The organism is uncultured Parabacteroides sp., assembly GCF_947855115.1.
Classification (GTDB): Bacteria; Bacteroidota; Bacteroidia; order Bacteroidales; family Tannerellaceae; genus Parabacteroides.
The window spans coordinates 112080-121241 of record NZ_CANTZW010000010.1 but is presented as its reverse complement, the minus strand read 5'-3'; the positions used below and the strand labels follow the sequence as shown (position 1 = coordinate 121241).

8 protein-coding genes are annotated in these 9162 nt (G+C 45.3%); 5 read left to right on the top strand and 3 right to left on the bottom strand.

Going from position 1 to position 9162, the window contains the following annotated elements; all coding sequences use genetic code 11:
* The 3 genes from Q0110_RS08505 to Q0110_RS08495 form a co-directional block, all read right to left on the bottom strand.
* Positions 1-1412: ATP-binding protein (locus Q0110_RS08505; RefSeq protein ID WP_297905708.1), on the bottom strand; the 1412-nt coding region annotated here is incomplete at its 3' end.
* 307 nt (positions 1413-1719) lie between these two features.
* Complete coding sequence (locus Q0110_RS08500) at positions 1720-2871, bottom strand: site-specific integrase (RefSeq protein WP_297905706.1); 1152 nt, start codon at positions 2869-2871, stop codon at positions 1720-1722.
* Positions 2872-2893: 22 nt separating this feature from the next.
* Positions 2894-4030, bottom strand: a complete 1137-nt coding sequence (locus Q0110_RS08495; protein ID WP_297905704.1) for a site-specific integrase — start codon at positions 4028-4030, stop codon at positions 2894-2896.
* A 423-nt stretch (positions 4031-4453) separates the two neighbouring features.
* Here Q0110_RS08495 and Q0110_RS08490 point away from each other — a divergent pair, with 423 nt between their 5' ends.
* From Q0110_RS08490 to Q0110_RS08470, 5 genes are read left to right on the top strand one after another with little or no spacing between them, the layout of a single operon-like run.
* Positions 4454-5281, top strand: coding sequence for an ABC transporter ATP-binding protein (locus Q0110_RS08490; protein ID WP_297905702.1), 828 nt, complete (start codon positions 4454-4456; stop codon positions 5279-5281).
* Positions 5282-5294: 13 nt separating this feature from the next.
* Positions 5295-6011 carry a hypothetical protein gene (locus tag Q0110_RS08485; RefSeq protein ID WP_297905700.1) on the top strand — a complete coding sequence of 239 codons (717 nt, stop codon included), beginning with the start codon at positions 5295-5297 and terminating at the stop codon, positions 6009-6011.
* Positions 6008-6370: a GntR family transcriptional regulator gene (locus Q0110_RS08480; RefSeq protein ID WP_297905698.1), complete on the top strand. Its 363-nt coding sequence runs from the start codon at positions 6008-6010 to the stop codon at positions 6368-6370. The genes Q0110_RS08485 and Q0110_RS08480 overlap by 4 nt, the downstream gene beginning before the upstream one ends.
* 11 nt (positions 6371-6381) lie before the next feature.
* Positions 6382-6789, top strand: coding sequence for a hypothetical protein (locus Q0110_RS08475; protein WP_297905696.1), 408 nt, complete (start codon positions 6382-6384; stop codon positions 6787-6789).
* A 45-nt stretch (positions 6790-6834) separates the two neighbouring features.
* A complete protein-coding gene (locus Q0110_RS08470) occupies positions 6835-9144 on the top strand; it encodes an outer membrane beta-barrel protein (protein ID WP_297905695.1) in 2310 nt (769 codons plus the stop codon).
* Positions 9145-9162: the final 18 nt, after the last annotated feature.

Here is a 9162-nt window from a genome sequence, read left to right as displayed (position 1 = left end):
TCCATCGTCACCTCGCTGTGGACGATGCTTCTGTTCTTGCCATTGGCCACGCCATACGTCGTGATAAAGGTATGAACCAGCGTCTTGTTGGTCTTGGTAAGTTCCCTGAACAAACTGGAACGGTCACGCAACCGGCGTTCATATTCGGGCTTGATGCGGTATGTGTCCATGCAGAATTTCATCTCGCACAGGTGTATGATCCGGTCAGCCCGCTCTATTATCATGTCTATTTGTCCACCGGGCATCCCTTCCTCCTTATTGGGCTTGACCTGCCATGTGGACAAGGATGTAGCCATGCCCCTTATTCCCAAAGCCGACTTGATCTGTTTGTGATGTCTCATGCAGACAAGCTCGAAACTGCTGCCCATCCAGTCGAAGACATTTCCGGAATCAAGATGATTGCTCCACCATTCATCATCGTGTGAGAGGTTGTCGGCAAGGAACTTGAAATAGAACAGCGAAAAGAAATCCGTAAGCCTGTAAACGGCTCCGCGACGTTTGTTGCCGTACTGAAGCCATTTCTCTATCATATCGGACCTTTCAAGGTTCTTTATCGCCTTGGTTATGTTGCTACTCTTCGAGGATAGCGACTGGAATATGTCCTTGCTTGTCATTCCCGATTCGTGCTCGCTGAGTAGTTGCACGATTGACGTGTACAGGTCGGCATTGTCGAAAAGGGCGTTGTATAGCTCCTCGAACTCCAGTTTCAAAAGTGCGCCTTCATTGAAAAACAGCCGGTCTATATTCTGGGAAAGGCTTAACGCGGGGTCAAGAAGGCTGTAATAAAACGGGACACCACCAAGCACCATGTATGTCTGGGTAAGTTGGTAACGGTCCCATTCGATGCCTCTGGTAGCGAGATACCGTTCCGTCTCATTCAGGGTGAACGGGGACAGATGCAGGTTACACGTCACTCTGGCATGGAGGCCTCCCTTGTTGGCGACAATCTTGTCTTTCATCCATGAGGTCGCGGACCCCGTGGCGATAAGCATGATGTTCCGCTGTGACATGGCCCAGCCGTTCCAGAAGTTTTCAAGGGCCGACACGAATATGGATTTTCCCGAATCCATCCAAGGCATTTCATCTATGAACACAATCCGCTTATGGTCAGCGGGTAGGGACGACAGGTATTCTTCAAGGGCATAAAAGGCTTCATCCCAGTTGCTTAAATTGGAGAACTTTTTTCCCGAATAACTGTTGAGCACATTCAGGAAGTTGTTCAACTGTCTGCGGGTGGTCATTCCATGCGCACCGACATATTTGAAATCAAACTTCCGGTCGAAAAATTCTTCAATTAGGAATGTCTTTCCGATACGCCGCCTGCCGTAGACTATGACCAGCTCCGATCTGTCCGAGTTCAGGCATCTTTCCAGTTCCGCGTGTTCTTTGTCGCGGCCAATAAGTTTATCCATACTTTCATGTTTTGATGCAAAATTACGCATTTGGAATTGCCAAAGCAAATTTTAGAACCACTTATTTGAAATTATCTGTGAAATATTATATGGTAAATTCAGATATAAGGTTTTGTGATTTATGAACTGCGTCCATAAATCTGAAATTATCTATCTCAATCAAGAAGATAAGTTCAGGTTTATATATCTGACAAACAGATATGCCGAGTTTTGACCTCTTCGGATTGAAATCTGACCGGGAAGGTCAAAATTCGGCAATTGTTCAAATAGGGTTGGAACCGGTGGTAATGGAGTACAATGCAGGATGTCAGTCAAATACGTTATCAACCAGATTCACCGCTTCAACTTTCTTGCTGTCAACGATTTTTGCGTATATCTGAGTTGTTTTCACGTTGGAATGTCCGAGCAGTTTGCTGGTGGTATAAAGGTCGGCACCGAGCGTAAGCATCATAGTAGCGAAAGTGTGGCGACTGGTATGGTAGGTGATTTTCTTGGTTATGCCTGCCGCTTTCGTCCATTTTGCCAATACCTTGTTGATGTTGGGTTCGGCAATCAACCCCTCAAAAACATTTTCCTCATCTTTTGCTTCTCCACGTTCCGGCAACCATTTTACCGCCTGTCCGGAAAGTGGTAGGAAAATGGGTGTGGTTGTTTTTTGCATCACGACCGAGGCTCGCCACTGTTCGCCGTCCTGCGACAGGTCTTTCCATTTCAGCGCATAAACGTCGCTAAGTCTCAATCCGCAATAGCAGGCAAACAAGTAGGCGCGTTTGACATCCTCCCTCGGACACTCCGTCGCTATGAGGGTCTTTATCTCGTCAACGGTCAGGAACTCGCGCTTGCTTTCCGGCACCTTGATGCGTTCCGTCGGGGTAAGGGACATGAAAGGGTTTTCCGGTATTATATCGGCTCTGACCGCCGCATTCAACGCCGTGCTGAAATAACCCACGTAGTCCGACATGCTTTTCGGACTTAGCGGATTTCCCCATGAGGTTTTGTAGTCAGACTGGAGCCACCGGATAAAGCCGATGCAGAACTCCTTGTCTATATCGCCCATGCGTACCTTGTTCTTGCCTATATAAATGGAGATAAGGCGTGACACCGTGCCCAGTAATTTGACACCCCTGACACCCCTGCGTTTCTGGTCATCGTAGAAGGTCTGCATCCAGTCTGCCAGCAGTATCTTGGAGCGTGCCGACGTGTTTTTCAAACCGGCTTTGTTATGGGTAAGTTCGATTATCCGCTGCGATTTTATGGTTTCTACAGCAGCCAAGGTCGCTTTGTTCTGCTCCTTGACCCGCGCGTTGATTTCGGGCAGGCGGTAGAGTTTCAAGAACTCGTAGCTGCGTTTGCCGTCGGCGTATATGTCAAGATAGTATGATTCGGAACCGTCCGCAAGTTTTTTCGTGCGTATCCTTACCGGTTCTTTCAGTTTGATTTTCTTGTTGGTTGTAGCCATGATATAAATAGGTATTAGGGTGTTAGAAAACGGAATCAGCAAGGCTTACGGCCTCGTCTTTCTTCTTGTCGATTATCTTCGCGTATATCTGGGTGTGTTTGACCGAACGGTGCCCCAACAGCTTGGAAACCGTATAGATGTCGGCCCCGAGCGTCAGCATCATCGTGGCGAAGGTGTGGCGGCTCGTGTGATATGAGATATGTTTGTTCACGCCCGCCGCCTTCGCCCATTTCCTGAGGTTCTCGTTCACGTTGCCGAAATTGACCAGTGTGTTGAACACATGACTGTCCGTGGCGGCATCTTTCTTTTCAGGCATCCATTTCATAGCTTGCTTTGAAAGCGGGATATAAACGGGTGCGTTTGTCTTTTGCATCACTACGGAAATATAGGTCTGTCCGTTGTCAACAGAAACATCATTCCATTCCAAATTTCTTACATCGCTGATTCGCAATCCGGTAAAACAGGAAAACAGGTAGGCTTTCTTGACAAGTTCATTCGGGCAGGGAGTTTCCACCATGCGTTTGACTTCATCAATGGTCAGGTATTCGCGTTTACTTTCCGGCTTTTTTATCTTTTCCACCGTTTCCACTAAGTTCCACGGATTTCTATTGATAAGTCCTTCTCGTACCGCTTCATTGAGCGCAGTGCGGAATGTCTGGCAGTAGGTGTCGCCGGTTCTTGCGCTGATAGGCTTTCCGGTTATCCTATGCTTGTATGTATTCCGCAACCAGTCAATCAGATCAAGGCAGAATTGCTTGTCGATTTCCGAAAGGCGTACATCAGGGCGAAACAAGAGCAGGGCCTTCCTTACATTACTTATGCTGCCGAGGTCTCTCGCACCGCGCTTTTTGTGATTGTTATAACTGGTTTGTAGCCACTCCGAAAGAAGCATGTCGGTTTTCGGCTGCGTTTCGACCTTGGCGGCAATCAAGGCTTCCGTGCGTTCGTGCAGGATGTTTTCCGCTTTGCGGAGTGTCCGGGCATTTTCACGCTTCGACTTGGTATCAGTTTCCGGCACGAGATAGAGTTTCAGAAACTCGTATTCGTGCCCGCCATCCACACTGCGGTCAAGAAACAGGGATAAACGTCCGTCTGTCAACTTGCGCTGACGTAACTTGACCGGAGACTTTTCCACTAATGATTTCTTTTTTCTTCCCATTGTATTTCAGTGCTTTATATCCATGCACAAAGATACGAAATAATTCGATAACGAGTATCGTTTTAAGTAACAAAAATGATGAATAGTAGCGATTTTTAAGGAATACAACGGAAAATATCCAATTCGATTAAATACTTAATAATAAGAAATATAAATGATTTTCATTGTGTTTATTTTCCCTTATTTTATTTGTATTGGCTAATGGGCCATCATCTACCAATTAGAAAATAACTAATGTCTCTAGAACAAATCGCCAACGCCTCCCGAAGAAGACGCTAAAAGTATTAAGTCATTCCGCTTAACTATCCTATACGGCCTTCTTGAGAAATAAAAGAAAAAAACACTCTCTTCTATTGCCTATTAAAAAACTTCTACTATCTTTGCAGTGTACTATTATACTAATACACTAAATAACAAAAACATATGATTACACTAAAAGAACTATCATTCAGCTATAACCGCAAGAAAGAGGTATTCGATCGTATCAATCTTGAGGTTAGACCAGGACACATCTGCGGCTTATTGGGGAAGAACGGTGAAGGAAAGACTTCACTTCTAAACCTGTTAAGCGGACAAGTCTTTCCGAATCAAGGCTCTTGCCTCGTATTGGAGGAAACACCTTCCGAAAGAAGCGCCCGTTTCTTGCGGCAGATTTTCCTATTGCCGGAGGATATTTCCATGCCGGAGGTCACCGCTACGGAATATATAAAGATGTACGCACCCTTTTATCCGACATTCAGGGATGATATTTACAAGGCTTGCATAGAATCATTTGAGATCAATGTATCCGAACGTCTGTCGAATATGTCTCAAGGACAACGGAAAAAGGTAGCGATAACCTTGGCGCTAGCCACGCATACTTCCCTGCTCCTAATGGACGAGCCTACGAATGGGCTGGATATCCCTTCGAAAGCCACATTCCGTAAGCTGGTAGCCTCCTTGGTAGACGACAGCCAGACGGTCATCATCTCCACGCATCAAGTCAGAGACCTGGAAAGCTTGATCGACACGGTATTGATCCTCGACCAAGGGCAAATTCTCTTGAACAAGACATTGGACGAGATTAGCGAGAAACTTTATTTCGGGCTGGTCAAGCCAGACGGAAAAAGCTACTATTCCGAATCTACTCCGCAAGGGACGATAGGTGTCACCGCACGAGACGGCAAGGAAGAGACGGGCGTATCCTTAGAATTGCTCTTCAATGCGGCGATCACTTATCCCAAAGAGATACAAAGAATCATAAACTCCTAAAACGCATATAGATATGAAAACAGATATTAGTATACAACGCATCAATCTTTTACTCCGCAAAGATTGGATAGAGAATAAGAAAAAATTAGCCTATGGGGTATTGGTCATCCTGGGAGTTCTCTTTTTCTTCCTGTTATCTTCTATTTTATGGAATACGAATTTCCGTACCTTTACATTATATGTATTGGGATCATTGGGTACCTTCATCACTTTCTGTAATTATGTAAACTCAATGATACATCGCCCTAAAGGATTGTTCCTGACACTTCCTGCAAGCAACCAAGAGAAATATACGGCTATCCTGATCGAGGGCATCGCAGTATTCTTAATGTATCAAGTTACATTTTGGGTCGGAACGGGAATAGGCTCAATGTTTATTCATATACAACCTGTAGCATTCAAAGACATTATCATGACCTCGCAAGAGTTCACCATGCTGGCGTTTTTCGGTTCCTTGATGTTCCTCTCTTACGTCACGTTCCAGAAATATGCTTTAGGAATCGCTTGCGGTGGGTATATATTGATAGTCGTTTCTATCATAGGGATCATCTATCTATGCATAAACACGTTGAATATTCAGCCGGACATGGATAGGTTCAGCATTGAGTCTTCTCCGCTTTATACTGCCGCATATTGGCTGAGCTTTTCCTTTACCCCCGCATTTCTCATCGCAACCCTTGTGGTCTTATACATCGCTTATCTAAAACTTAAAGAAAAGGAAATAAGATGAACTACAATACGAATCAATCCATATTTATTCAGATAGCCGAACGAATTTGCGACCGGGTATTGAGCGGTGATTATAAGGCCGATGGTCGCATTCCATCCGTACGGGAATTAGCGGTGGAGATGGGGGTAAACCCAAATACGGTCATGCGTTCTTTCGAGCGTCTGCAAACGAATGACATTATTTACAACAAGCGTGGGATTGGTTACTTCGTCACCTCCGATGCCGAGCGAAAAATCCGTGAGATGCGGCATAACCAATTCGTGGAAGAGGTACTTCCCGCCGTATTCAAGGAGATGCACTTGCTAGACGTAGGTCTCGACGAGCTTACGAAAGCTTATACATTATATATATACCATTAAAAATAACAATCATGAAAAAAAGTAATCGCATATTTATCGCCCTGATAACAACATTATATATCGTTCCAGCCCTCACTTTTGGTGTCGCACAGTTCATGTCAGAAAAATACCTTACAGGTTTCACCCAAGATTTCCAGATTATACAGATTGATAATCCAGAGTTGAAAGCGGAAAATATAAAAGTCGATACGAGAACCGCCTCCAAATTTCCTTGGGGGCAAATATTGGAAGCAAAGGACCGGTCGTTGCTCTATTACGAAGGGAAAAAACGATATTTACCAGAAGTCAGCCGCCACGATTCTCTATTATTAGTTAGCGGTGCGAAAGATGCCGGGCAAGATAAAAATCTCACGTTGCATATCCGTATTAACAATATCCAGAAGATCCGTCTGAACGGAGAAGATATTTGGACTAGATAACAATCATATATACACATTATTTCTTAATCATTAAATCATACAATAATGAAACAAATCATTATGGTAGCTCTTCTTATACCCTTTTCTTGGGGCATCCGGGCGCAACAATTACAGATTCGGGGAAAAGTCGTCGATCTATCCGGCAAATCTCCCCTTGAGTTTGCGAATATCACGCTTCAGACAGCCGATTCTGCTTTCGTCACAGGGACGACTACGGATAGCAAGGGGCTTTTCCGGATCGAGAAGGTTGAGGCCGGAGATTATCATGTATCTGTCTCCTCCATAGGTTACAAGACCTCAGTAGTCTCCGTCCTAGGGCTTTCCCGAGATATAGATCTCGGCACAATCTTATTGGCATCCTCTTCCATATCCTTAGATGAGGTCACGGTCAGCGCATCTGCCATCCGCAATACATCCGACCGTAAGATCGCATTTCCTACTCCCGAGCAAAAAGCGGCCTCCAGCAACGGTATCAACTTACTGAGCGCCTTGATGCTTCCCCGTTTGCAAGTAGACCCGATCCGGAATAGCGTATCGTTGCCGAACGAAGGGAGCATTCAATACCGCATCAACGGAATCAAGGTGGAGCTGTCTGATATCCGGGGATTATCACCGCAGGAGGTAATCCGGGTAGAATACCATGACAATCCGGGCTTACGTTACGGCGACGCCTCTGTCGTACTCGATTACATCGTCCGGAGGGAAATAAGTGGAGGCTCTGTCAATCTGGACCTCAGTAACTCCCCTACCACCTCTTTCGGGGATGACCAGGTATCGGCGAAATTCAACCATAAGAAATCTGAATTCGGGTTGCGATACGCCGCACGCTACCGGAATCCGTACCATATTTGGACGGAAGGGGCCGAGACCTTCCGGTTCGAGAATGGCGAGACACTGGAGCGTACCTCGGAAGGCCTTCCGAAAGGAATGTCCGAGAGTACCCATGACTTCTCGTTCAATTATAACTTGGTAGATAATGATCATTATTATTTCAACGCCACGTTACGTTACACCTTGTCGGACGAGGACAAAGGAACCAAGAAGAACCTCTATACCAACAATCGTCCCGAGGATAAGACATACGTCTGGAATCCGAACAATAACTCTACCCAGTGTCCTTCTCTTGATCTTTATTTCCAACGTACCTTACCACATAAACAAATGTTGGTACTTAACATGGTAGGCACGTACATAAACACGAACGCTAGCCAGATGTATCAAGAATGGAAAAACGATATCCTTTTGTCGGATATCTTGTCAAACATAGATGGAGACAAATATTCCATCATCGGCGAGGGAATCTACGAGCGGCAATTCGAGACAAGCCGGTTGGGTGGAGGACTGAGACACACCCAGTCGTGGACGGACAACTCCTATAGCGGAACGGTTGAAGGACGAACCAAGATGAGACAAGCCGAGACATACCTCTATACGGAATTCAGCGGAAAAGCTAAGAAGTTGAGTTATACCGTCGGGATAGGTGTTTCCCGCTCATGGTTCAGGCAGGAGGGAGAGGAAGATTATCGGTATTATACATTCCGTCCTAAGGTATCCTTGCAGTATGACTTTACGAACGATATGTATTTCCGGGTAAACGGTAGTATAAACAATGTGTCGCCCAGTCTATCGGAATTAAGCGCCATCGAGCAATACATCGATACGCTCCAGATACGCCGGGGAAATCCCTACCTAAAACCTTACAAGAGTTACGACATGCAGGCCAATTACCTATATAAGAAAGGAATATTTACTGGTGACTTAAATTTTTACTATAGCAATAGCCCGTACCGGATCATGGAAGAAATAATACGAGAAAATGATAAATTCATCTGCGTTACCGATAACCAAAAAAGATGGCAGCAACTAAGTGGAGACCTGACATTACGTATCGGTCCTATTGTCAAGCGGATCGTAAGCCTATCCGTAACGGGGGGCGTTAATCGCTACATCAGCGAGGGAAACAGTTACTCGCATATCTATACCAACTGGTATTACCGGGCTTCCATTATGGCTCTGTATAAGAGATTCATGGCCATGTTCCAAATACAGAGCAGTTATAACCGGTTTGTCGGAGAGACACTGATAGGTGGTGAGAATATCCATATGTTTATGCTCCGGTATAACCACGGCAAATTTGCCGTCGGAGCCGGCTTGATGATGCCTTTCTCTAAACAGTATAAACGGGTGGAAGAAAATCGTAACGCTTATGCCTCCAGCTATACGAACATGTACGCAAACGACTTCTCCCGAATGTTAATGCTTACCTTCTCTTGGAACCTCGACTTCGGTCGTAAGTTCAAGGAAGGCAACAAGAAACTTTGGAACAGCGACAAAGATCCGGGCATTATGCGATGAACTCTCCAAACAGAAAAG

What these genes read in the sequence shown, in the direction of transcription:
- Q0110_RS08500 (WP_297905706.1), bottom strand. Translation starts at nt 2,871, where the DNA reads ATGGCTACAACCAACAAGAAAATCAAACTGAAAGAACCGGTAAGGATA.
- Q0110_RS08495 (WP_297905704.1), bottom strand. Translation starts at nt 4,030, where the DNA reads ATGGGAAGAAAAAAGAAATCATTAGTGGAAAAGTCTCCGGTCAAGTTA.
- Q0110_RS08490 (WP_297905702.1), top strand. Translation starts at nt 4,454, where the DNA reads ATGATTACACTAAAAGAACTATCATTCAGCTATAACCGCAAGAAAGAG.
- Q0110_RS08485 (WP_297905700.1), top strand. Translation starts at nt 5,295, where the DNA reads ATGAAAACAGATATTAGTATACAACGCATCAATCTTTTACTCCGCAAA.
- Q0110_RS08480 (WP_297905698.1), top strand. Translation starts at nt 6,008, where the DNA reads ATGAACTACAATACGAATCAATCCATATTTATTCAGATAGCCGAACGA.
- Q0110_RS08475 (WP_297905696.1), top strand. Translation starts at nt 6,382, where the DNA reads ATGAAAAAAAGTAATCGCATATTTATCGCCCTGATAACAACATTATAT.
- Q0110_RS08470 (WP_297905695.1), top strand. Translation starts at nt 6,835, where the DNA reads ATGAAACAAATCATTATGGTAGCTCTTCTTATACCCTTTTCTTGGGGC.